The sequence below is a fragment of the Collimonas sp. PA-H2 genome, from assembly GCF_002564105.1.
GTDB lineage: Bacteria > Pseudomonadota > Gammaproteobacteria > Burkholderiales > Burkholderiaceae_D > Collimonas.
Genome location: NZ_PDBX01000001.1, coordinates 3002643 through 3024755, shown reverse-complemented (window position 1 = coordinate 3024755; position 22113 = coordinate 3002643). Strand labels below are relative to the sequence as shown.

Genomic DNA, 22113 nt, shown 5'->3' with positions numbered 1-22113 from the left:
CTGCACGAAAGCGATGTCAGATCGCCATTGGAAAATGGCCTCAGGATTGTAATGCCGTTCAGTTAGGGCAGAACGACATGGCGTAGGGTGGGCACTCCGTGCCCACGCAGTGCCGTGGAGATTTACGTCCCTGGGCATTCGTACCCGAGCTGCGCGCCCCGGCCCGTCCGCGTGGGCACGGAGTGCCCACCCTACGAGTTCCGCAAATAAAAATGCCGTTCAGTCTTAACTGAACGGCATTAGCCTCAGGATTGTGCTTTATCCAACAAGCGGCGGTCGCGCTTGGTGGGCCGGCCCTTGATCGCCAGGGTAGGTTCCTTGAAGAATTTCCGGTCCTCAGCGACAACGCTGCGCTTGGCGATACTTTGGGCGGTTTCCCGGTACAAGGTTTGCGCGATTGCGGCGGAACCGCGGACGTCGGCCAGCAGCAACACCTCGACTTCCCAGATGCTGGCGCCATTGTCGATCGCCAGTATCTCGCCGATCTTGAGGTTGCGCGCCGGCTTGACGCGCTCATCGTCCAGCTTCACCTTGCCGTTATCGACCGCATCGCTGGCCAGGGTACGGGTCTTGAAAAACCGCGCCGCCCACAGCCATTTGTCGATCCTGACGATTTCTACTGTTTTGCTCATGCTGTCTTGCCTATGTCCTGCTTGCGTTCAAACCGGATTGTCGATATCGATGAACTGATGCTGCAGGCCGAAGCGTTCCGCCAGGTGCCGCCCCAGCGCCTGGACGCCGTAGCGCTCGGTGGCGTGGTGCCCGGCCGCCAGGTAGGCCACGCCGCTTTCGCGCGCCAGGTGCACAGTCGGCTCGGAAATCTCGCCGCTGATGTAGACGCTGGCGCCGGCCGCGATGGCGTCGCCCAGCATGCCTTGCGCGCCGCCGGTGCACCAGGCCACGCTGGCCAGCGGTTGCGCCGGGTCGCCGATCAGCAGCGGCGCACGCTGCAGGCGGCGCTCGATGACGGCGGCGAGGTCGCCCACGGTCTGCATCTGCGGAGCGGCGGCATGGCCCAGCCAGCCCAGCTGATCGTCGCCGAAGCGGCCGTCCGGCACAAGCTCCAGCTGCTGCGCCAGCTGCACGTTGTTGCCGAATTGCGGATGGGAATCCAGCGGCAGGTGATAGGCGAACAGGTTGATATCATGCGTTAACAACAACTTCAGCCGTTTATGCTTGCTGCCGATGACGCGCGCATCTTCGCCGCGCCAGAAATAACCATGGTGCACCAGGATTGCATCGGCGCCGGCCTCCACTGCCGCTTCCAGCAAAGCCTGGCTGGCGGTGACGCCGCTCACCAGGCGCCTAATTTCCGCGCGTCCTTCCACCTGCAAGCCATTTGGGCAATAATCACGGAACTGTATAATGTTTAATGCTTCGGCAAGATACTTCGCCATTTCGGTGCGGCTTAACGATTTCTGATTCACGATTTTTGACCCTCTTCTAAGACTCCACTATGCGACGTTTCTGGCTGTTATTTGCACAAACCGTGACCGTCGGTTTAGCGATCCTGTTCATTGTAACGACCTTGAAGCCGGATTGGCTAACCGGGTCGCTGACCAGCTCGCGCCTGCATATCGCCGCCTCCAAGGTGCCGCTGCAGGAAGCGGCGCCGGGCACGCTGGCGCCGAGCTCGTACCGCCAGGCTTCGCAGCGGGCGATGCCGTCGGTGGTGAATATCTTCACCAGCAAGGAAGCCAAGGCAACCAGTCCGGAAGTGCTGGAAGACCCGCTGCTGCGCAAATTCTTCGGCGACCGCGGCGACGATTCGGAGGACAAGCAATCCAGCCTGGGTTCCGGCGTCATCGTCAGTGCGCAAGGCTATATCCTGACCAATAACCACGTGGTCGAATCGGCCGATGAAATCGAAGTGGCGCTGGCCGACGGCCGCACCACTACCGCCAAGGTAGTCGGCACCGATCCGGAAACCGACCTGGCGGTGATCAAGATTGAGCTGCCGAACCTGCCGGCAATCACGCTGGGCCGGGCAGACGAAGCCAGTGTCGGCGACGTCGTGCTGGCGATCGGCAATCCGTTCGGCGTCGGCCAGACCGTCACCATGGGGATTATTTCAGCACTCGGCCGCAGTCATCTCGGCATCAACCAGTTTGAAAATTTCATCCAGACCGACGCCGCCATCAATCCCGGCAATTCGGGCGGCGCCTTGATCGACACCAACGGCAACCTGCTGGGCATTAACACTGCTATCTATTCGCGCACCGGCGGCTCGCTCGGGATCGGTTTTGCGGTGCCGATGACGACCGCCAAGACCGTGATGGAATCGATCATCAACACCGGCCACATGGTGCGCGGCTATATCGGCGTCGAACCGCAGGACATCACACCGGAACTGGCGGAAAGCTTCGGCCTGACGCGCAAGACCGGCGCCATCATTGCCGGCGTCATCAAGAGCGGCCCGGCCGACAAGGCCGGCCTGAAGCCGGGCGACATCCTGGTGGCGATCGAAGGCAAGCCGATCACCGACAGCACCGACATGACCAACCTGATCGCCCAGCTGCAACCCGGCAGCAAGGCCAAGCTGACCGTGCTGCGCAAGACCCAGGAAAGCACGGTGGAAGCCATCATCGGCAAGCGGCCGCCGATGAAGCGCGAAGCCGAGTAATCGAATCAATCGAATCACACTGGCCCGGGCCAAACGCCCAGGCCAGCTTTCATTCCATGGTCTCAAGCTCGTCCTGAGCGACTTTCTCCGCCACCGGCTGCGGCGCTGCCCGCAGCAATACGGCGCCCAGCACCGCCGCCGCTCCGGCAAATATCGCCCCGCCCAGAAACGCCAGCTGATAGCCGCCATTGAGCGCCGCCTGCGCTGCCACGCCGGCCTTCAGCAAGCCGTCGCTGCGCGCGTCCGCCAAACTGGCCAGCAGCGCCAGGCCAAGCGCCCCACCCATCATGAAAGATGTATTGACGACGCCGGAAGCCAGCCCGGATTCGCTGGTCGCCACTTCGCTCATCGCCGCCAGCAGCATCGGATTAAACGCTACCCCAGCGCCCAGTCCAAGCAGCAGCATGCCCGGCAGCACATCCAGCAGGAAACTGCCATCCACCGGCGCCCGCGCAAAGAGGGCCAGGCCGACAGCCGCCACCAGCAGGCCGGTGGCCAACGGCAGGCGAATGCCGAAATGCATGACCAGCTTGGCGGACAGGCCGAGCGAAAAAACCGCCATGATCAGGTTGGCCGGCAAGAACGCCAGGCCGACCTGCAGCGGCCGGTAACCCAGCACCCGCTGCAGGTACAGTGCGGAAATAAAAAACCAGGCGAACATCGCTGCCGCCCACATCACGCCGACGATATTCGCGACCACCACGCTGCGCAGGCGGAACAGGGCCAGCGGCACCAGCGGCGCCTTGACCCGCGCTTCGATGGCGAGGAACAGGATCAGCAGCGCGACCGCCGCCAGCAGCATGACGATGGTCTGGGTCGAATCCCAGCCGGCCTGGTTGCCGTTGACGATCGCATACACGGCGAGCATCAACGCAACGGTGATGCTGGCAGCGCCGGCCACATCCAGCTTGTGATGGCTGGCGGCGCCGCTGCCGCGCGGCAGCAGGCCGGCGCACAGTGCATAGACGGCGATCCCGATAGGAAGGTTGACCAGGAAAATCCAGTGCCAGCTGAGGGCGCTGGTCAACAGCCCGCCCAGCAGCACGCCGATGCTGCCGCCGCCGGCGCAGACAAAGCCGTACACGCCCATGGCCCTGGCGCGCTCGCCCGGCTCGGTGAACAGGTTCATGATCAGCGACAGCGAGACCGCCGACACCACGGCGCCGCCCAGGCCCTGCACCGCCCGCGCGCACACCAGCAGCACTTGCGAGTTGGCCAGTCCGCAGGCCAGCGAGGCCAGCGTGAACAAGGTGATCCCGAGCAGGAACATGCGTCGCTGGCCGTACAGGTCGCCCAGCCGTCCGCCCAGCAGCAGAAAGCCGCCGAAGGTCAGCATGTAGGCGTTCACTACCCACACCAGCGAGGTTTCGGAAAATTTGAGATCGGCGGCGATCGAGGGCAAGGCGACGTTGACGATCGTGGTGTCAAGCACGATCATCAGCACGCCAAGACAGAGCACTATCAGGGCCGACCAGCGCTTGCGCTCGTCAATACCATGCGTCATGAGAGAGTCTCCTGTGAAGCGCGCCAAGCTAGGGCCTGTTGACCTAATGGCGCGCGATTTTTTGAAAATACTAGCACGGCCATCGAATATCGGATCTGGTGCGATAATTACCGATTCGCCATGTCCGTACCCGCGACCACGCCACCCAATAGGCTTTCATAAAAATAATCGCATAAAGGAAAACTGCAATGCATGTCCGCGACCTGACCCAATATCTTGCCGAACTTTCTGAAAACAACAACCGGGCCTGGTTCGTCATGAACAAGCCGCGCTACGATATCCTGCGCGCGGAATTCCTGGAGCTGGTGACGCGCCTGATCGCCGAGGTCAGCAAATTCGACCCCTCGATTGCCGGCTGCAATCCGAAGAAGGCGCTGTTCCGCATCAACCGCGACATGCGTTTTTCGCATGACAAGAGTCCGTACAAGACCTACTTCTCGGCGTCCATCATCGCCAGCGGCTTGAAGAAACCGAGCCAGGGCGGCGGTCCGTCCTACTATTTTCACATAGATGCCAGCGGCACGCTGCTGGTGGCCGGCGGCGAGTACATGCCGCCCGCCGATCGCTTGCGGGCGATCCGCAACCAGGTGGTGGCGGATGCCGGCGGTTTTGGCAAGCTGCTGAAGAACAAGAAGCTGATGGCGACTTACGGCACCCTGCAATCCGAGGGTAAACTGATCCGCCCACCCAAGGGCTTCGATGCCGATGCGCCGCACATTGAATATCTCAAGCTGAAGAATTTCATCGTCTGGAAGGAACAGCCGATCAAGAAGATGCTGTCAGACGCGTTGGAGAAGGAGCTGCTGAACGGCTTCAAGGATGCCTATCCGCTGGTCAGCTGGCTGCGGCAAATCAAGACGCCGATTGCCGATTAAGCTGGTGCACGAGAGCGGCGATGAGCCGCTCCGCTTATTTGTTATGTCAGACGGTCTCTTCCGAATCGACCGGCGCCTGCGTCGCCTTGACGAACAAAGGCGCCACCAGCAAGCCAATCTCGTACAACAGACACAGCGGCACGGCCAGCAGCATCTGGCTCATGATATCCGGCGGCGTCACGATGGCAGCCACCACGAAAGCACCCACGATCACGTAGGGCCGGATAGCTTTCAGCTTTTCCAGCGACACCAGGCCCATGCGCACCAGCACGATCACCACGATCGGCACCTCAAAGGTCACGCCGAAGGCGATGAACATGGTCATCACGAAATCGAAGTAGTTGTCGATGTCCGGCGTCACCGAAATCGAGGCCGGGGCCACCTTGTTGATGAAATGGAAAATCACCCCGAACACCAGGTAATAACAGAAGGCCACGCCGGTGATGAACAGGATCGAAGACGACACCACCAGCGGCGCGATCAGTTTCTTTTCGTGGGCGTACAAACCCGGCGCGATGAAGGCCCACAGCTGGTACAGCACCCAAGGCAGGGCAATGACGAAGGCGACCAGCAAGGTCACCTTGACCGGAATCAGGAATGGCGTGATGACGCCGGTGGCAATCATCTTGCTGCCGTGCGGTAGCGCGTTCAGCATAGGCGCCGCCAGGAAGTCGTAGATGTTCGCCGACCACGGCATCAGGCACAGGAAGATCACGATGATCGCGATCGATGCCTTCATGATGCGATTGCGCAATTCCACCAGGTGTGAAATGAACGTCTCTTCGACGCCGCTGGTTTTGTCGAAACCGCTGGGTTTCTGTTCTTCAGTCATGGGGACGGGTAATGTGCGAACAAGCTATTGTGCTGGGCGTCGACCGTAAGTGCATAAGGTAGACGCTTGCAATCATGAAAAAAATGAGCCGGAAGACTTGCCCTGGCTGGCCGGACGATATTTCGCCACGCGGGCGGCGCCGGACAGCACGCGCGATTTCTGGCCGCTTTGCTGCTTGTACCAGGCCGGGACGGCGCTGCTGCGCGCCAGCTTTTTCTTGCGAAAACTCTTGGCCTTGATCGCCAGCTGTTCCACCTTGTAGGTTTCCGGCGTCATGCTGGCGCTATCGTCCCAGGCGGCATGGACGTATTTGTTGGCGTCGGACATGCTGCTGGCAATGCTCTGTTCGATATCGCTGGCGGCTTCCTGCACGTCCTGCTGCATCTTGCGCAGCTCTTCCAGCTCGATTTCGCGGCTGACTTCCGATTTCACTTCGTTGATATAGCGCTGCGCGCGGCCGAACAGCGAGCCGGCCATGCGGGCGACGGTCGGCAGCTTTTCAGGGCCGACCACGACCAGAGCGACAACGCCGATCAGAGCAAGTTTAGTGAGGCCAATATCAATCATGGGGAGGAGCGGCAAGCATCAGGCCGGGCCGGCAGCATGGATTTGCGCTGGCGGCGGCCATGACTCAGTTGCCGGACTTGTCCTTTTCTTTGGCTGCCACATCAATCGTTTGTTTGTCAGCGGCGGCTTTTTCTTCCTCGCCCTTGACGCCATCCTTGAAGCCCTTGACGGCCTTGCCGAGGTCGGAGCCCATGTTGCCGATTTTTTTGGTGCCAAATACCAACATCACGATAACCAGCACGATCAACCAGTGCCAAATACTGAACGAACCCATTTTTTTCTCCTTGCCGGACATCCTGTGCCCGGACTTGCTAAGTCAAAGTAACCGTCTATTCCTTACAAACCCGGTAGCATTTTTCGCCAACGCCAACCTGGCTTAGCGCTGCCCGCGCCACGGCTTAGGTCCGCCGATGACGTGCATATGCAAATGGTACACCTCTTGGCCGCCCTCCGGTCCGGTGTTGAACAGGGTCTTGAAACCGCCGCTGGCATGGCCTTGCTCATCGAGCTGGTAGCCACAACCTTGCTCTTTTGCGAGACGCGGCGCCAGGAGCGCCATTTTACCCAGCAAAGCGGCGTGCTGCTCACCGCAATCGGCAAGCGTCGCGATATGTTGCTTCGGCACAATAAGAAAATGGATGGGCGCCGCCGGATTGATGTCGTTGAAGGCGACCAGGTCATCGTCTTCATAGATCAGCTTGGACGGGATCTGCTTGGCCGCGATTTTGCAAAAAATACAATTTTCCAAATTATCTCCAGATATCAAACAGCCGAAAGGAATCAGGATGCTATAACAAAGCGGCCTTGCGCGGGCCTCAATTCTTACCTGTATCGGATTCCTGCTGTTCGTGCTCGCTCAGCTTGCGGCTGGCTTTTTCGTCGATCCCGGATAAACCCTCGCGCCGCGCCAGTTCCTGCAGCACATCTTGCGGCGTCAGGTTGAATTGCGCCAGCATGATCATCGAATGGAACCACAGGTCGGCGCATTCATACAGGACATGCGAAACGTCGCCGTCGACGCGCGCATCCTTGGCGGCCATCACGGTTTCCGTGGCTTCCTCGCCGATCTTCTTCAGGATCGCATCGTCGCCCTTGGCGAACAAGCGCGCCACATAGGACGTGGCCGGATCGCCGCCGTTGGCTGGCTTGCGCGACTCGATGACGGCGGCCAGGCGCTGTAAGGTATCACTCATGGTTGCTTCAAATCCGCTCTGTTGACGATATGCCTTCATTCCCGCGCATGCCGGAATCCAACTTGATGACCGTAAAATGGGTCCCCGTGTTCGCGGGGACGACGCTAGCCATCGCCAGGTTAAATGCTTGCACGGGATCCGCCATTATTTATAAATCTCGTCCGGTTCTTTCAACACCGGCTCGACCGCTTCCCAGCTCTTGCTGTCGCTTTCATACTTCTGGAAGAAGCAGGAATGGCGGCCGGTATGGCAAGCGATGTCGCCGGCCTGGGTCACTTTCAGCAACACCACGTCTTCGTCGCAATCGAGACGGATTTCATGCACTTTCTGCACGTGGCCGGACTCTTCGCCCTTGTGCCAGAGTTTCTTGCGCGAGCGGCTCCAGTAGACTGCCTCGCCCAACGCCACCGTCTTCGCCAGGGCGTCACGGTTCATCCAGGCGAACATCAGGACATCGTTCGAACCCAGCTCCTGGGCAATCACCGGCACCAGGCCGTGTTCATCCCATCTGACCTTGTTTAACCAACTCACGCTGCTCATGCTAGCCTCATAGGGATCTGCTGTGCCGCCATGAACTGCTTGGCTTCCTGCACAGTGTGTTGACCATAGTGGAAAATGCTCGCCGCCAGCACCGCATCGGCGCGGCCGATCTTGATGCCGTCAGCCAGGTCCTGCAAGCCGCCGACGCCGCCGGAGGCAATCACCGGTATCGTCACGGCATTCGACACGCTGCTGGTCAAGGCCAGGTCGAAACCAACCTTGGTGCCGTCGCGGTCCATGCTGGTCAGCAGGATTTCGCCGGCTCCCAGCTGTTCCATCTTTTGCGCCCATTCGATCGCATCCAGGCCGGTCGCCTTGCGGCCGCCGTGGGTGAATACTTCCCACTTGCCCGGCGCGACCTGCTTGGCGTCGATGGCGACCACGATGCATTGCGAACCGTACTTGGCGGCGGCGTCCGCCACCAGCTGCGGATTGGTCACCGCGGAAGTATTGATGCCGACCTTGTCGGCGCCGGCGTTCAGCAGACGGCGCACATCTTCCACCACGCGCACGCCGCCGCCTACCGTCAGCGGAATGAATACCTGCGACGCCACCGCTTCGATGATCGGCAGGATCAGGTCGCGGTTGTCTGACGACGCGGTGATGTCGAGGAAGGTCAGTTCATCAGCGCCCTGCTCGTCGTAGCGGCGGGCGATCTCGACCGGATCGCCGGCGTCGCGCAGCTCCAGGAAATTGACGCCCTTGACGACGCGGCCATTGGTCACGTCGAGGCAGGGGATGATGCGTTTGGCAAGAGTCATGACTTGTCAGCTGCGGGCTGCTCCGATAAATCTTCGTCTTCGAGGCCGTCGCTCAAGACATCGCTCAGCTCGTCGGCGCGCTCCTGCGCCGAACGCAGGTCGAGCGTGCCTTCGTAGATCGAACGGCCGCAGATCACCGCCTCGATGCCTTCGTCCTGCACCGCGCACAATGCTTCCACATCGTGGACGTTGTGGACGCCGCCGGAGGCGATCACCGGAATCGTCATGCTTTGCGCCAGCTTGACGGTGGCTTCGATGTTGACGCCGCCCATCATGCCGTCGCGGCCGATGTCGGTGTAGACGATGGAAGCGCAGCCGTAGTCTTCGAACTTCTTGGCGAGATCGATCACTTCGTGGCCGGACAGCTTGCTCCAGCCGTCGGTGGCGACCTTGCCGTCCTTGGCGTCCAGGCCGACGATGATCTGGCCCGGAAACGCGCTGCAGGCATCATGCAGGAAACCGGGATTCTTGACCGCGGCGGTGCCGATGATGATGTAGCTGAGGCCGTCGTCGAGGTAGCGTTCGATGGTGTCGAGGTCGCGGATGCCGCCGCCCAGCTGCACCGGGATTTCTTCGACGCCGTTGAGCAGGGCGAATTCACGCACCGCCTTGATGATGGCCTTGACCGCCGGTTCGTTCTTCGGCTTGCCGGCAAAAGCGCCATTCAAGTCCACCAGGTGCAGGCGGCGGGCGCCTTGCATCAGCCAATGGCGGGCCATCTCGCCCGGATCTTCGGAAAATACAGTGGCTTGGTCCATATCGCCTTGTTTCAGGCGTACGCAGTGACCGTCTTTGAGGTCGATGGCAGGTATCAGCAGCATGGCTACGTTAATTGGTTAAGTTCAGTTAAAAATCTGGTTTGAGTCATTGTGGACGGAGCCGCACTATCTAGTCAGTTGGGGACAGAGTCGCACGGATAGTGTAATTCGCCACGCTTCGGTGGCTCTTAAACCCTACCCGGGCAGCTCTGTCCCACAATCATTAAATTTGCCATTCCACAAAGTTCTTGTACAACTGCAAACCGGCGGCGGCGCTCTTCTCCGGATGGAACTGTGTAGCGAAAATATTATCACGGCCGACGGCGCAGCTGAATGCGGCGCCATAAACGGTCTCGCCGAAGGTATGTTCGGCCAGCGCCGGCGCAGCGTAGTAACTATGCACGAAATAAAAATAGTCGTCGTCGGCAATGCCGTTCCAGAGCGGATGAGACTGCGACTGGCGCACCCGGTTCCAGCCCATCTGCGGCACTTTGAAACGCGAGCCGTCATCTTGCAGCTGGCCGTCGAGCTGGAAGCGCACCACCTTCCCCGGCAACAGGCCGAGGCCGTTGGTAGGGCCTTCCTCGCTGCTGTCGAACAGCATCTGTTCGCCCACGCAGACGCCCAGCAAAGGCTTGTTGCGTGAAGCTTCCAGCACGGCCTCCTGCACGCCCGACTCGCGCAGACAGCGCATGCAGTCCGGCATCGCGCCCTGGCCCGGCAACACTAGCCGGTCGGCAGCCTGGATATCGGCGATGACGCCGGAGATACGGACATCGGCTTCCGGCGCCACTTGGCGCAGGGCCTGCGCCACCGAGCGCAGGTTGCCCATGCCATAGTCAACCACAACGATTTTGTTCATGATAAAAATTCAAGTCTTGAGAAACAAACCTGGTGCGCATCCGCGTTGCGAGATCTGCCGGTATAAGGTCAAAGTCAGAGCCAAGACCGGCGCAACGATTTGCCAGAACGACCGCACAGGACGAAAGCGCTGCTTTAGTGATTACATTAGTCGTCGAACAACTACTGATCGCTACAGACTACCCTTGGTCGAAGGAATCGTCCCGGCGGAACGCGCGTCCAGTTCGGTGGCCATACGCAGTGCGCGGCCAAACGCCTTGAAGACGGTTTCGCATTGATGGTGGGCATTCTCGCCGCGCAGGTTGTCGATATGCAAAGACACCAGGGCGTGGTTGACGAAGCCCTGGAAAAATTCGTGGGTCAGGTCGACGTCGAAGCCGCCTATCATGGCGCGCTTGAACGGTACGTGGAATTCGAGTCCGGGACGGCCGGAAAAATCGATGACAACGCGCGACAAGGCTTCATCCAGCGGCACGTAGGCATGGCCGTAGCGGCGGATGCCCTTCTTGTCGCCGATCGCCTTGGCGAATGCTTGCCCCAAGGTAATGCCGACGTCTTCCACCGTGTGGTGGGCGTCGATATGCAAGTCGCCGTTGGCTTCGATATCCAGGTCGATCAGGCCATGCCGTGCAATCTGGTCCAGCATATGGTCCAGGAAGGGCACGCCGGTATTCAGTTTTTGCTGGCCGCTGCCATCCAGATTGATGGAGACGCGGATTTGCGTCTCGTTGGTGTTGCGGGTGATCGATGCTGTTCGAGGCGTAGACATGTTGAGCTTGAGACCAATTTACGATGTGGTGACGCACACGGCGCCATGGAGGTAATGCTAAATAGTACAGCTTCTCCGTTATTGAAGCTTGCTTGGCGCGCCTTTTGAGTCGCGCCATCATTTTACCGGCTTTTTCCGGCTTTCCTGCTAAGAGACGTCTTGATAGTCTTTATCAGCGTTGCTTTTCGCCGAATCTCAGGCCAGCGCCCGCTCATCAGGTTTCTTGCCGGTAGGGTGGGCCAGTCTTTCTGCCCACGCGTTACCTGGAATCAACGTGGGCACTCGTACCCACCCTACGCCAGCGCTTTCTTATCTGGCTTCTTGCTATCCAATTGCGCCAGGCGCCGTTCGATCAAGGCGCAGTACTCGGGATTAAGCTCGAAACCAACGAAATTGCGGCCGCAGCGGCGCGCCGCCACCGCCGTGGTGCCGCTGCCCATGAAGGGATCCAGCACCACCCCGCCCGGCGGGCAGGATGCCTTGACCATGCGCTCGACGATTTCCAGCGGCTTCTGGGTCGGATGATCGGCACGTTCGCGATGTTCGCGATGCAGGCGCGAAACGCTCCAGACATCTTTCGGGTTGTAGCCCAGTTCCAGCCATTTGGCGCCGACAAAGATCGAGCGCGAACGGGCTTTCTTGGTTTCGGCGTCGTAGGGAATACGGATGGCGTCGAGGTCGAAGTGATAGTCCTTGGCGCGGGCAAAGAAACCTATCGTGTCGTGCACCGAAGAAAAACGCCGCGTGCCGCCGCCCATCGACGGCACCCGCCGGTCCCAGACGATTTCATTGATCATGGTCATGCGCTGCTTCAGCATGACAAATATTTCCGGCGAAAAACGCCAGGTCAGGAAGATGTACAGGCTGCCGTTCGGCTTTAGCTTCGGCAATGCGGCGTCTATCCATTCTTCGGTCCAGCGCAGGTAGGCGGCGGTATCGAGCTTGTCGGAATCGTTGCCGTAATCCTTGCCCAGGCCATACGGCGGATCGGCCAGCAGCAAGTCGACCGAACCGTCGGGAATGCGCTGCAGGCCTTGCATCGCATCTTCGCCGAAGACGCGGTTGAGCCAGTCGCCGCCGGCAGCCGTCACGCTGGACACACTGAGCGCGCCGCAGCGAGCCTCATCATTGCTTGCCATCTTCCAGGCGATATTCCGCCGAGCGCGCATGCGCCTGCAAACCTTCGCCGTAAGCCAGTTCCGCAGCCACCTTGCCCAGGGTCTGGGCGCCGGCTTCGCTGATGTTGATCATGCTGGAACGCTTCTGGAAATCGTAGACCCCCAGCGGCGACGAAAAGCGCGCGGTGCGCGAGGTCGGCAGCACGTGGTTCGGACCGGCGCAATAGTCGCCCAGGGCTTCCGAAGAAAAGCGGCCCAGGAACATGGCGCCGGCATGGCGGATGCGGTCGGCCCAGTGCTGCGGATTCTCGGTCGAGATTTCCAGATGTTCGGCGGCGATATGGTTGGCGATTTCGCAGGCTTGCTCAAGGTCGCGCACCTTGATCAGGGCGCCGCGGTCAGTCAGCGAAGTGCGGATCACCTCATGCCGCGGCATCAGCGCCAGCTGGCGATTGATGCTGGCTTCCACCGCGGCGATATAGTCAGCGTCGGGGCACAGCAGGATCGACTGCGCCAGCTCGTCATGCTCAGCCTGCGAAAACAGGTCCATCGCTACCCAGTCGGGATCGGTAGTACCGTCGCAGATCACCAGGATTTCCGACGGCCCGGCGATCATGTCGATGCCGACCGTACCGAACACGCGGCGCTTGGCGGCCGCCACATAGGCGTTGCCGGGACCGACGATCTTGTCGACTTGCGGGATGGAGCCTGTGCCGTAGGCCAGCGCCGCCACCGCTTGCGCGCCGCCGATGGTGAATACGCGGTCGACGCCAGCGATGGCCGCGGCGGCCAGCACCAGCGGATTCTTGACGCCGTCCGGGGTCGGCACCACCATGATGATTTCCTGCACGCCGGCGACCTTGGCCGGGATCGCGTTCATCAGCACAGAAGAAGGATAAGCGGCCTTGCCGCCGGGGACGTAGATGCCGACGCGGTCCAGCGGCGTCACTTTCTGCCCGAGCACGGTGCCGTCGGCTTCGGTATAGCTGAAGCCGTCCGAACCGCATTCCACCTTTTGCCGCTGGTGATAGGCGCGCACGCGGTCGGCGGCGGTCTGCAAGGCGCTGCGGCGCTGCGGCGACAACTGCGCCAAGGCATCCTGCAATTCCTGCTGGCCGATTTCCAGCACGCCGACGCTGCTGGCGCTGAGGCGGTCGAAACGGTTGGTGTATTCCAGCACGGCGGCGTCGCCGCGCGCCTTGACGTCGGCCAGAATGCGCGCCGCAGCCTGGTCGATGGCTTCATCTTCGCCGGCTTCGAAGGCCAGCACGGCGTTCAGTTGCGCCTGGAAATCCGGCTGTGCCGCATCGAGTTTTCTGATTGCTATGCTCATGTTGCTGCTTCCAGTTTGCCGCTTATGGGCTTTAATTGGGCATTATTTGATTGACGCCCGTTCGAATGCATCCAGGATAGGCTGCAGCCGCTCGCGCTTCAGTTTCAGAGCGGCCTGGTTGACCACCAGGCGCGATGAAATGTCCATGATGTGTTCGACTTCCACCAGGTTGTTGGCACGCAGGGTGCCGCCGGTGCTGACCAGGTCGACGATGGCATCGGCCAGCCCGACCAGCGGCGCCAGCTCCATCGAGCCATACAGCTTGATCAGATCGACGTGCATGCCCTTGGCGGCAAAATGCTCGCGCGCGGTCAGCAGGTATTTGGTGGCCACGCGCAAACGGGCGCCCTGGCGGATCGCGCTGGCGTAGTCGAAACCGGCCGAGACCGCGACCGACATGCGGCACTTGGCGATTTCCAGGTCGATCGGCTGGTACAAGCCTTCGCCGCCATGTTCCAGCAGCACATCCTTGCCGGCCACGCCGAAATCGGCGGCGCCGTATTGCACATAGGTCGGCACGTCGGAAGCGCGCACGATGATCACATTGACCAGCGGATCGGTGGTCGGCAGGATCAGCTTGCGCGAGGCTTCCGGATCTTCAGTGACCTCGATGCCGGCCGCCTTCAGCAATGGCAGAGTCTCTTCAAAGATGCGGCCCTTGGACAGGGCCAGGGTCAGCTTCTGGCTCATTTGATTCTTTCGATATTGGCGCCGACGGCAGACAGCTTGCGCTCCATCTGGTCGTAGCCGCGATCGAGGTGATACACGCGCTCGATCATGGTTTCGCCCTGCGCCACCAGGCCGGAGATCACCAGCGAAGCCGAAGCACGCAGGTCGGTCGCCATCACCGGCGCGCCGACCAGATGATCGACGCCCTTGATGATGGCGGTATTGCCCTGCACATCGATGGCGGCGCCGAGGCGGTTCATTTCCTGCACGTGCATGAAACGGTTTTCAAAAATGGTTTCAGTGACATGGCTGGTGCCGTCGGCGATGCTGTTCAGGGACATGAACTGGGCTTGCATATCGGTCGGAAAACCAGGGTATTCGGTGGTGCGGAAGCTGACTGCCTTCGGCCGTGCCGCCATCTGCACGCGGATCCAGTCTTCGCCGGAAGTCAGGATCACGCCGGCTTCGCGCAGCTTGTCGAGCACCGCGTCGAGGATGTGGCTGCGGGTGTTTTTCAGCATGACGTCGCCGCCGGTGGCCGCCACTGCGCACAGGAAGGTGCCGGTTTCGATACGGTCGGCGATCACCGAATGCTCGGCGCCGTGCAGCTTGTCGACGCCCTGGATCACCAGGCGGTCGGTGCCGATGCCGTCGATCTTCGCGCCCATCGCCACCAGCAGGTTGGCCAGGTCGCTGACTTCCGGTTCGCGCGCAGCGTTTTCCAGCACGGTTTCGCCATCCGCCAAAGTCGCGGCCATCAGCAGGTTTTCGGTGCCGGTGACGGTAATCATGTCGGTCACCACGCGGGTGCCCTTCAGTTTTTTGGCTTTGGCGTGGATGTAGCCGGCTTCGATCGAAATCTCGGCGCCCATTGCCTGCAAGCCCTTGATGTGCTGGTCGACCGGACGCGAACCGATGCCGCAGCCGCCCGGCAACGACACCCGTGCTTCGCCGAAGCGCGCCAGCAGCGGGCCCAGCACCAGGATCGATGCGCGCATGGTTTTCACCATTTCGTAGGGTGCTTCCAGCTTGCTGATGGCGTCGCCCTGCAAGGTCACGAAATGACCGTCCTGCGTTGCTTTCAGGCCCATCTGGCGCAGCAGTTTGAGGATGGTCGAGACATCGTGCAGGTTCGGCACGTTGCTGAGCTGCAGCTGGTCGGAAGTCAGCAGACCGGCGCACAAGATAGGCAGCGCCGCATTTTTTGCGCCGGAAATAGTGATTTCACCGGAAAGGCGGTTGCCGCCTTGTATCAATAATTTATCCATTATTACTTCTCTCTCTGCTACACGTTATGCCTGGCCATCCGGACCAGAAATGTTCATCGGGCTGCGCCGGCGATGACAAGCCGGCGCACAATTAGTCGGTCAATTAAGCGGTAAATTATGTGGCAAACTCTTCGGGCGTCAGGGTCTTCATCGACAGCGCATGGATCTCTTCGCGCATGCGGTCGCCCAGCGTCGCGTAGACGATCTGGTGGCGCTGTATCGGACGCTTGCCGGCAAACGCTGCCGACACGATCACCGCCTTGAAATGCTGGCCGTCGCCCTCGACTTCGAGGTGCGAGCACTCAAGGCCGGCGGCGATGTAACTTTTAACGAGATCGGGTGTAGGGAACATGATATTTTCTTACCGGTTAACTGTACGAACTGAATGTAATTGTAATGATCTGGTTTAGTGGCGCAGCTTGTAGCCGCGTCTCAGCATCTGCACCGCCAGGGTCGACAGCAGCGCCAGAGCGATGCAGATGATCGCCAGGCTGATCAGCGGATTGACGTCGGACTGGCCGAAGAAGCCGTAGCGGAAGCCGTCGATCATGTAGAAGAACGGATTCAGGTGCGACACGGCTTGCCAGAACGGCGGCAACGACTTGATCGAATAAAACACGCCGGCCAGGAAGGTCAGCGGCATGATCAGGAAGTTCTGAAACACCGCCAGCTGATCGAACTTGTCGGCCCAGATGCCGGCGATCAAACCCATGGTGCCGAGCAACGCCGCGCCAAGGAAGGCGAAAATCACGATCCACCACGGCGCCACGAAGGACAGATTGCCGAACCATGCAGTGATCACGAACACGCCGAAACCAACCGCCAGGCCACGCACCACGGCCGCCAGCACATAGCCGCCATACAGCTCCCAATGCGACAGTGGCGGCAACAGGACAAACACCAGATTGCCGGTCATTTTCGACTGTGTCAACGATGACGAGGTATTGGCGAAGGCATTTTGCAACACGCTCATCATCACCAGGCCGGGGATCAGGAAAGCAGTGTACTGCACGCCCGGATAGACTTCGACATGGTCTTTCAGCGTGTGGCCGAAAATCAGCAGGTACAGCATGGCGGTCAGGATAGGCGCGCCTATGGTCTGCGTCGCGACTTTCCAGAAGCGCAGCACTTCCTTGTAAAACAGCGTTTGAAAACCGACCATCATTTGCCACCGCCTGCACTGTATTCGTCAGCGTAGACATTGAAGCCGTTGGCGCTGACCTTGCTATCCATGATCTGCAGGAACACGTCTTCCAGATCGGCTTGTTGCAGCTGCATGTCTTCAATCACCGCGCCGGACTGCCGCAAAGAGGCCAGGATCGGTTCGACGTCGGCATAGTGGTTGACGCGCAGGGCGAACTTGCCGCCGTCCGCATGCAGCACCAGATGCTGCAAGGGCGCCGGCAGGCTGCCGCCAGACAGTTGCACGATCAGTTGCGAACCGGCGATGCGCTTGATCAGCGCCGAGGTGGTGTCGAGCGCGACCACCTGCCCCAGCTTGAGCATGGCGATGCGGTTGCACTGTTCCTGCGCTTCTTCCAGGTAATGCGTGGTCAGGACCACGGTATGGCCTTCGCGGTTCAGGCGCGAAATGAAGCGCCACAAGGTCTGGCGCAGTTCGACGTCGACGCCGGCGGTCGGCTCATCCAGTACGATCACGGGCGGCTTGTGCACCAGCGCCTGCGCCACCAGCACGCGCCGCTTCATGCCGCCGGAGAGGGCGCGCATATTGGTGTCGGCCTTGTTGGTGAGATCAAGGTTTTCCATCACCTCGTCGATCCATTTGTCATTGTTCTTCAAGCCATAGTAGCCGGATTGCATGCGCAGGGTTTCCCGCACCGTGAAGAACGGATCGAACACCAGCTCCTGCGGCACCACGCCGAGATTGCGGCGCGCGGCGCGGTAGTCGCTGACGACATCGTGGCCGTGGATGGTGACATTGCCGGAATCGGGACGATTCAAGCCGGCAATGATGGAAATCAAGGTAGTCTTGCCGGCGCCGTTGGGGCCTAGCAAGCCAAAGAACTCGCCTTCTTCGATGGTCAGTGAAACGCCGCCCAGAGCCTGCAAGGACTGGTAACGCTTCTTGACGTTGGTAATCTGAATCGCCGCCATGGATGCCTGGATACTCTTTGTGGGTGCCGCCGCGTCGCTGCCGCTCGCGTGCCTGGAAACAATGCATCCAGCCGCTCTGGCGCTCTGCCTAATGGCGTAACCCTTGATTATATTGGATTTTTGCTGCTGAGGCCGGGCAACGACTACAAACCCGGCGGACTAAGGCCCCGTTAGGGAAGAGAAAGGATGAGGTCAGTGATGTCGTGTACTGGCAGCAACAACTACTGCCCCCGGCGCCAGCAATTCGGTGACGCCGTACAGGTCGATCAGGCTTTCCAGGTTGGCTGGCAAGCTGGAAAAATGCAGGGTAAGGCCTTGATTCAATGCCGCGACTTGCCAGGCCAGCAAGGTTGCGACGGCGGCCGAGTCGACCGCCACCACTTCGCTCAGGTCGATCTCGGTCTCGCCACCGGCGATCGCGCGCAAGCCCTCTTCCAGAGTGACTTTGGCGTTACCGACAGTAAGCGAGTGAGATGGCCTGAACATGGTAATCAATCAATAAAATCTATAACTTAGAATTACTTGCCCTGAGCAGCACGGGATTTGTTCTTGTCCGACAACACCTTGATCAAGCCGTCGATGCCGGATTTGCCGATTTCCGAGGCAAATGTACCCTTATATGACTCAACGAGCCAGGCGCCCAATACGTTGACATCATAAATCTTCCAGCTGGTGCCGGATTTTTCCATGCGGTAATTCAGCTGGATAGGCTCGCCGCGTGGCTGGATCACCTGCGAACGGACTTCGACGTCGCTATCGGCCGGATCGTTGCGCATAGGCTTGAAATCGATCTTCTGGTCGCGCACCTGGCGCAGGGCGCCAGAATAGGTATAGATCAGCAGGCTGCGGAACTGCGTGATCAGCTGCTTCTTCTGGTCGTCGGTAGCATCGCGCCAGTAACGGCCGGCTGCCAGCGAAGTCATGCGCTCGAAGTCGACGTAAGGAATGATCTTTTCTTCGACCAGCGCCAGGATGTGTTTTTGATCACCGCCCTGGATGCTTTTGTCCGCCTTGGCGGAATCGATCACGTCCTGGCTGATGCGTTTGACCAGGGCGTCAGGGGCTTCTTGTGCTTGCGCCGCTGCGGTGAACAACAGGCTGCCGACAGTCAGCGACAGCGCCAGGTATTTTTTCAGAATTTTCATATTTTCAACAATCTTGGTGGTTGTAGACGCCTCAAACAGCTGTCAGGTGGGGACTAAGACGCTGAATTCAAGCGCCGGTTCCAGCTGTCGGCAAATCACTCGTCCGATGACTTGGTTTTGGCTGGCTTATCGCCCTTGTCACCGCCCTTGTCGCCATTATCGTCGTCGTTGCCGCGAATCTGGCTTTGGCGACGTTGCGTGTAGGCATCACGCACAAATTCATATTTATCCAATGCAGCATCTTCCAGCAGATCGCCGGCATCCAGCAGATTGGCGCGCTTGTCGATCAGGCGCACCACTGAGCCGGTGTTACGCCAGCGCACCGGGTACTTGTAGGACCAGATGTCGCCATACATATCCACCGGCAAGGCGGCGGTATCGCGAATGTTCGATGGACCGAACAAAGGCAGCACCAGGTAAGGACCGGAGCCTACGCCCCATTTGCCCAGGGTCTGGCCGAAATCCTTGTTGTGTTTCTGCAAACCAGCCTCCGAGCCGATATCCAGCAAACCGCCGAGGCCAAGGGTGGAGTTGACCGCCACCCGCATCACATCCGACGTACCATCAGCAACGTTTCCCTGCAGGAAACCGTTGACCGAGCTCCAGACATCGCCCAGGTTGCCGAAGAAATTGTTGACGCCGGTCTGGACGAAACTTGGCAGCCAGTTGCGGTAAGCGGTGGCGACCGGCTTCAGGGCGACTTTATCGAGTGTGTCGTTGAAGCTGAACATGGCGCGGTTAAAGCCTTCCAGCGGGTCTTGCGGATTGCTGGTGGTGGCGCAGCCGCTCAATGCGGCGATCAGGGCCAGCGAGCCGAAGCGAGTCATTGTTTTCATTGTTCAGAGTCCTTTACATCCGCTGCTTTGCTATACAAGAACTGACTGATCAGGTTCTCCAGCACAATCGCGGATTGCGTTAATTTAATACGATCGCCGGCAGCCAGGTTCTTGGTGTCGCCACCCGCCTCGATGCCGATATATTGTTCGCCCAGCAAACCCGCGGTCAGGATCTTGGCCGAACTGTCTTGGGGAAACAGATAGCGCTGATCCATGTTCAGGGTCACTACGGCCTGGAAATTCTTGTCGTCGAAATTGATAGCCGCCACCCGCCCGACCACCACGCCGGCGCTTCTTACGGAAGCACGCACTTTCAAACCGCCGATGTTGTCGAACCTGGTAACTACCGGGTAAGTCTTGTTGAAAGTCGAGGTGCTGAGGTTACCGGCTTTCAGCGCCAGAAACGCCAAAGCCAAGACGCCGACCAGGACAAATATACCAACCCATACGTCTACTGTTTTTTGTTGCATGATCATCACCTTAAAAATACCACTTGAGGCGAATAATCCCTCAAGAAAATAGTAACGAGAAGTAAAGCGCCCTGCTGCCCGCCGCAGCAAATGTGACTGCGGCCGAAACCGGCAATCCGGCCGCAAAAAAACTAATTAAACATCAATGCCGTCAGCAGGAAATCCAGTCCCAGCACTGCCAGCGAGGCAATCACGACGGTGCGCGTGGTTGCCCGGGAAACACCTTCCGGCGTCGGCTTGGCTTCGTATCCCTGCCAGACCGCAACGAAAGTTACGGCAATGCCGAACACTACGCTTTTCACCACACCATTCGCCACATCCAGCCAGACGTCGACGCCGCCCTGCATCTGCGACCAGAACGCGCCTTCGTCGACGCCGATCAGCTTGACGCCAACCAGGTAGCCGCCATAGATGCCGAGGGCGCTGAACAGCGCCGCCAGCATCGGCATCGCCACCACGCCAGCCCAGAAACGCGGCGCCACTACCCGTTGCATCGGGTCGACAGCCATCATTTCCATGGCTGACAACTGCTCGCCGGCTTTCATCAGGCCGATTTCAGCGGTCAGCGAAGTGCCGGCGCGGCCGGCAAACAGCAGCGCGGTCACCACCGGTCCCAGCTCACGCACCAGCGATAAGGCCACCAGCAAGCCCAGCGCCTGCTCGGAGCCATATTTATTCAGAGTGTAATACCCTTGCAGGCCCAGCACGAAACCGACGAACAAACCGGAAACGCCGATGATCACCAGCGAATAATTGCCGATGAAATGAATCTGGTCGGTAATCAGCCGCGGCCTGCGCCACAAGCCGAGCGAAGCGCGCAGGATCGCCAGGAACATGCGGGTGGCGACACCCAGTCCGGTAATCGATTCGCGCACCGTGCGACCGATTGCCGCAAAGGAATTGCTTACAAATTTAACGATAGAGCTCATCAACCACGCCCCTTCATGCCCAGATCCTCGGCCAGCGACTTGCCTGGATAGTGGAACGGCACCGGCCCGTCGGGTTCGGCATTGACGAATTGCTTCACATACGGATGTTCCGATGCCTGCATCTCTGCCGGTGTGCCCTGTGCCACTATCTGTCCTTGCGAAAGGAAATACACGTAGTCGGCGATGCCGAACGATTCGTGGACGTCGTGCGACACCAGGATGCTGGTGGAACCGAGCGCATCGTTGAGCTTGCGGATCAGGTTGGCGGTGACGCCCATCGAAATCGGGTCTAGGCCGGCGAAAGGTTCATCGTACATGATCAGCGACGGATCCAGCGCAATCGCGCGCGCCAGCGCCACCCGGCGCGCCATGCCGCCGGAAATCTCGGACGGCTTGAGCTGGGCGGCATTGCGCAAACCGACCGCGTTCAGCTTCAGCAGCACCAGCTTGCTCAGCAGGTCCTCCGGCAGATCGGTGTGTTCGCGCAGCGGGAAGGCGACATTTTCAAATGCGGTCAGGTCGGTAAACAAGGCGCCGCTCTGGAACAGCATGCCCATCTTGCGCCGCAGCGCATACAGCCCCGCGGTCGACAAGGTGTGCACGGTTTCGCCGTCGACCTTGACGCTGCCCGCCTGCGGGCTCAACTGCCCGCCGATCAGGCGCAGGATCGTGGTTTTGCCGGAGCCAGAACCGCCCATGACGGCAATCACCTTGCCGCGTGCGAAGTCCATGTTGAGACCCGATAAAATCGACCTCTCACCATAGCCAAACTGCAGATCACGAATTTCGACGATATTTGCCACACTGCTCACCGAATAAATCAAAGGGGGTATTGTAGTGCAAATGCGACAATCGTTCAGGGCCTGGCAATAGTAGTCAGAGCGACATGTGCCTCTATTACAACAGTTTGACTATTGCCTGAATGCATGAACAAAATGCTGCACATA

At 59.8% G+C, this 22113-nt stretch carries 28 protein-coding genes; 2 read left to right on the top strand and 26 right to left on the bottom strand.

Features of this window, described 5'->3' with window-relative positions:
• Positions 1–245: 245 nt before the first annotated feature.
• Both BCF11_RS13815 and BCF11_RS13810 read right to left on the bottom strand, forming a co-directional pair.
• The gene (locus BCF11_RS13815; protein WP_098495238.1) at positions 246–632 is read right to left on the bottom strand and encodes an RNA-binding S4 domain-containing protein; all 387 of its coding nucleotides are present in this window, start codon (positions 630–632) and stop codon (positions 246–248) included.
• Positions 633–659: 27 nt separating this feature from the next.
• Positions 660–1397 (bottom strand): Nif3-like dinuclear metal center hexameric protein, encoded by a 738-nt coding sequence (locus BCF11_RS13810; protein ID WP_098495237.1) that lies wholly within the window; start codon positions 1395–1397, stop codon positions 660–662.
• Between the two features lie 59 nt (positions 1398–1456).
• Between BCF11_RS13810 and BCF11_RS13805 the strand changes: the two genes are divergently transcribed.
• A complete protein-coding gene (locus BCF11_RS13805; protein ID WP_098495236.1) occupies positions 1457–2623 on the top strand; it encodes a Do family serine endopeptidase in 1167 nt (388 codons plus the stop codon).
• 49 nt (positions 2624–2672) lie between these two features.
• Here the strand turns inward: BCF11_RS13805 and BCF11_RS13800 are convergent, their stop codons facing one another.
• A complete protein-coding gene (locus BCF11_RS13800; protein ID WP_098495235.1) occupies positions 2673–4127 on the bottom strand; it encodes a DHA2 family efflux MFS transporter permease subunit in 1455 nt (484 codons plus the stop codon).
• Positions 4128–4315: 188 nt separating this feature from the next.
• Here BCF11_RS13800 and BCF11_RS13795 point away from each other — a divergent pair, with 188 nt between their 5' ends.
• On the top strand, positions 4316–5002 hold the full coding sequence (locus tag BCF11_RS13795) for a DUF2461 domain-containing protein (protein WP_098495234.1): 687 nt from the start codon (positions 4316–4318) through the stop codon (positions 5000–5002).
• Between the two features lie 46 nt (positions 5003–5048).
• Here BCF11_RS13795 and tatC read toward each other — a convergent pair whose 3' ends face one another.
• From tatC to BCF11_RS13680, 23 genes are all read right to left on the bottom strand, one after another.
• Positions 5049–5834 (bottom strand): twin-arginine translocase subunit TatC, encoded by a 786-nt coding sequence (tatC, locus tag BCF11_RS13790; protein WP_098495233.1) that lies wholly within the window; start codon positions 5832–5834, stop codon positions 5049–5051.
• 72 nt (positions 5835–5906) lie between these two features.
• Positions 5907–6401, bottom strand: coding sequence for a Sec-independent protein translocase protein TatB (gene tatB / locus BCF11_RS13785; RefSeq protein WP_098495232.1), 495 nt, complete (start codon positions 6399–6401; stop codon positions 5907–5909).
• 64 nt (positions 6402–6465) lie between these two features.
• A complete protein-coding gene (gene tatA / locus BCF11_RS13780; protein WP_098497497.1) occupies positions 6466–6675 on the bottom strand; it encodes a Sec-independent protein translocase subunit TatA in 210 nt (69 codons plus the stop codon).
• Positions 6676–6777: 102 nt separating this feature from the next.
• Positions 6778–7149, bottom strand: a complete 372-nt coding sequence (locus tag BCF11_RS13775) for a histidine triad nucleotide-binding protein (RefSeq protein WP_098495231.1) — start codon at positions 7147–7149, stop codon at positions 6778–6780.
• A 67-nt stretch (positions 7150–7216) separates the two neighbouring features.
• Positions 7217–7594 (bottom strand): phosphoribosyl-ATP diphosphatase, encoded by a 378-nt coding sequence (locus tag BCF11_RS13770; RefSeq protein WP_098495230.1) that lies wholly within the window; start codon positions 7592–7594, stop codon positions 7217–7219.
• 144 nt (positions 7595–7738) lie between these two features.
• Complete coding sequence (gene hisI / locus BCF11_RS13765) at positions 7739–8134, bottom strand: phosphoribosyl-AMP cyclohydrolase (protein ID WP_038485021.1); 396 nt, start codon at positions 8132–8134, stop codon at positions 7739–7741.
• Positions 8131–8895, bottom strand: coding sequence for an imidazole glycerol phosphate synthase subunit HisF (gene hisF / locus BCF11_RS13760; RefSeq protein WP_062111780.1), 765 nt, complete (start codon positions 8893–8895; stop codon positions 8131–8133). Before hisF ends, hisI begins: the two co-directional genes overlap by 4 nt.
• Complete coding sequence (gene hisA, locus BCF11_RS13755; protein ID WP_098495229.1) at positions 8892–9716, bottom strand: 1-(5-phosphoribosyl)-5-[(5-phosphoribosylamino)methylideneamino]imidazole-4-carboxamide isomerase; 825 nt, start codon at positions 9714–9716, stop codon at positions 8892–8894. The genes hisF and hisA overlap by 4 nt, the downstream gene beginning before the upstream one ends.
• 160 nt (positions 9717–9876) lie before the next feature.
• A complete protein-coding gene (hisH, locus tag BCF11_RS13750; RefSeq protein WP_098495228.1) occupies positions 9877–10515 on the bottom strand; it encodes an imidazole glycerol phosphate synthase subunit HisH in 639 nt (212 codons plus the stop codon).
• 171 nt (positions 10516–10686) lie between these two features.
• Entirely contained in the window at positions 10687–11283 is a 597-nt protein-coding gene (gene hisB, locus BCF11_RS13745) for an imidazoleglycerol-phosphate dehydratase HisB (protein ID WP_098495227.1), read from the bottom strand.
• Between the two features lie 293 nt (positions 11284–11576).
• Entirely contained in the window at positions 11577–12422 is an 846-nt protein-coding gene (locus BCF11_RS13740) for a site-specific DNA-methyltransferase (RefSeq protein ID WP_098495226.1), read from the bottom strand.
• The gene (gene hisD, locus BCF11_RS13735) at positions 12409–13734 is read right to left on the bottom strand and encodes a histidinol dehydrogenase (RefSeq protein WP_098495225.1); all 1326 of its coding nucleotides are present in this window, start codon (positions 13732–13734) and stop codon (positions 12409–12411) included. Before hisD ends, BCF11_RS13740 begins: the two co-directional genes overlap by 14 nt.
• A gap of 42 nt (positions 13735–13776) precedes the next feature.
• Entirely contained in the window at positions 13777–14424 is a 648-nt protein-coding gene (gene hisG / locus BCF11_RS13730; protein ID WP_098495224.1) for an ATP phosphoribosyltransferase, read from the bottom strand.
• On the bottom strand, positions 14421–15671 hold the full coding sequence (murA, locus tag BCF11_RS13725; RefSeq protein WP_098495223.1) for a UDP-N-acetylglucosamine 1-carboxyvinyltransferase: 1251 nt from the start codon (positions 15669–15671) through the stop codon (positions 14421–14423). Before murA ends, hisG begins: the two co-directional genes overlap by 4 nt.
• Before the next feature lie 115 nt (positions 15672–15786).
• Entirely contained in the window at positions 15787–16023 is a 237-nt protein-coding gene (locus BCF11_RS13720) for a BolA family protein (protein ID WP_098495222.1), read from the bottom strand.
• A 54-nt stretch (positions 16024–16077) separates the two neighbouring features.
• Complete coding sequence (locus BCF11_RS13715; protein WP_098497496.1) at positions 16078–16833, bottom strand: ABC transporter permease; 756 nt, start codon at positions 16831–16833, stop codon at positions 16078–16080.
• Entirely contained in the window at positions 16833–17786 is a 954-nt protein-coding gene (locus BCF11_RS13710) for an ABC transporter ATP-binding protein (protein ID WP_098495221.1), read from the bottom strand. Before BCF11_RS13710 ends, BCF11_RS13715 begins: the two co-directional genes overlap by 1 nt.
• Before the next feature lie 192 nt (positions 17787–17978).
• The gene (locus tag BCF11_RS13705) at positions 17979–18272 is read right to left on the bottom strand and encodes a lipid asymmetry maintenance protein MlaB (protein ID WP_098495220.1); all 294 of its coding nucleotides are present in this window, start codon (positions 18270–18272) and stop codon (positions 17979–17981) included.
• A 32-nt stretch (positions 18273–18304) separates the two neighbouring features.
• A complete protein-coding gene (locus tag BCF11_RS13700; RefSeq protein ID WP_098495219.1) occupies positions 18305–18931 on the bottom strand; it encodes a phospholipid-binding protein MlaC in 627 nt (208 codons plus the stop codon).
• Positions 18932–19026: 95 nt separating this feature from the next.
• Positions 19027–19767 carry a VacJ family lipoprotein gene (locus tag BCF11_RS13695; protein WP_098495218.1) on the bottom strand — a complete coding sequence of 247 codons (741 nt, stop codon included), beginning with the start codon at positions 19765–19767 and terminating at the stop codon, positions 19027–19029.
• Complete coding sequence (gene mlaD, locus BCF11_RS13690; RefSeq protein ID WP_098497495.1) at positions 19764–20237, bottom strand: outer membrane lipid asymmetry maintenance protein MlaD; 474 nt, start codon at positions 20235–20237, stop codon at positions 19764–19766. Before mlaD ends, BCF11_RS13695 begins: the two co-directional genes overlap by 4 nt.
• Positions 20238–20368: 131 nt before the next feature.
• Positions 20369–21166, bottom strand: coding sequence for a lipid asymmetry maintenance ABC transporter permease subunit MlaE (gene mlaE, locus BCF11_RS13685; RefSeq protein WP_098495217.1), 798 nt, complete (start codon positions 21164–21166; stop codon positions 20369–20371).
• The gene (locus tag BCF11_RS13680; RefSeq protein ID WP_098497494.1) at positions 21166–21969 is read right to left on the bottom strand and encodes an ABC transporter ATP-binding protein; all 804 of its coding nucleotides are present in this window, start codon (positions 21967–21969) and stop codon (positions 21166–21168) included. The genes mlaE and BCF11_RS13680 overlap by 1 nt, the downstream gene beginning before the upstream one ends.
• Positions 21970–22113: the final 144 nt, after the last annotated feature.